Annotated in this window: 1 protein-coding gene and 1 pseudogene; both read left to right on the top strand. The window is 61.5% G+C overall.

Going from position 1 to position 1,068, the window contains the following annotated elements:
• A partial coding sequence (locus IGW03_RS37700) for a transporter substrate-binding domain-containing protein (protein WP_194727493.1) occupies positions 1-630 on the top strand: 630 nt, incomplete at its 5' end.
• 249 nt (positions 631-879) lie between these two features.
• Positions 880-1,068: pseudogene (locus IGW03_RS37695) on the top strand (amino acid ABC transporter permease); the annotation flags it as partial.

Genomic DNA, 1,068 nt, shown 5'->3' with positions numbered 1-1,068 from the left:
CGCATTCCGCTCATGGCCAACGGCACCATCGACCTCGAGTGCGGTTCGACCACCAACAACGTCGAGCGCCAGAAGCAGGTCGCCTTCGCACCGACCACCTTCGTCTCGGGCAACCGCCTGCTGGCCAAGAAGGCTTCCAACATCAACAGCCTGAACGACCTCAAGGGCAAGACCCTGGTGTCGACCGCCGGCACGACTTCGATGCGCCAGGTGACCGCGCTCAATACCGAGAAGAACCTGGGCATGAACATCCTGTCGGCCAAGGACCATGCCGAGGCTTTCCTGATGGTGGAAACCGGCCGCGCGGTGGCCTTCCTGATGGATGACATCCTGCTGGCTTCGCTGGCTGCGACATCCAAGTCGCCGGCCGACTACGCCATCACCAAGGATGCGCTGCAGCTTGAGCCCTACGGCATCATGCTGCGCCGCGACGATCCGGGCTTCAAGAAGGTGGTCGATGACGCCATCGTCGGCGTGTTCAAGTCGGGCGAGATCAACCGCATCTACGCCAAGTGGTTCCAGTCGCCGATTCCGCCCAAGGGCGTGAACCTGAACTGGCCAATGGGCGACCAGCTGAAGAAGATCATCGCCAAGCCGACCGACTCCGGTGAGCCGGCTGCCTATCAGTAAATGGCTGGACGGGCAGGGGACAGGTGCCGCATCGGCACCGGACTTCTGCCCGGGTAAATGACATGCAGTTTTCAAGCGGGAAGCAGATGCTTCCCGCTTTTGCAAGGCGCCATTCGAAAAGGCGCCATGATGAAGTGCCGATGCCAAAGTGCCGTTGATTCGAGGCATCAGGCAATGATCGGACAACGGGGCGCGCTGTCAGATCGTTACGGCAACGCGCAACGCATAAGAGCAAGATAAGGGCAAACCATGAACTACAACTGGAACTGGCGCATTTTCTGGGAGCCGTCACCCGACGCCGTCGGCACCTACATGGACACGCTGCTGTCGGGCCTGTACTGGACCCTGGCCACCGCCTTGCTGGCCTGGATCATGGCCCTCGTCCTCGGCGCCGTCATCGGCACCCTGCGCACCCTGCCCAACAAGCTCGTCGTGCGT

This window comes from Noviherbaspirillum malthae (genome assembly GCF_015352985.1).
In the GTDB taxonomy this organism is placed as follows: Bacteria; Pseudomonadota; Gammaproteobacteria; order Burkholderiales; family Burkholderiaceae_D; genus Noviherbaspirillum; species Noviherbaspirillum malthae.
The sequence above is the reverse complement of the archived record's forward strand: the minus strand, read 5'-3'. Positions and strand labels throughout refer to the sequence as shown.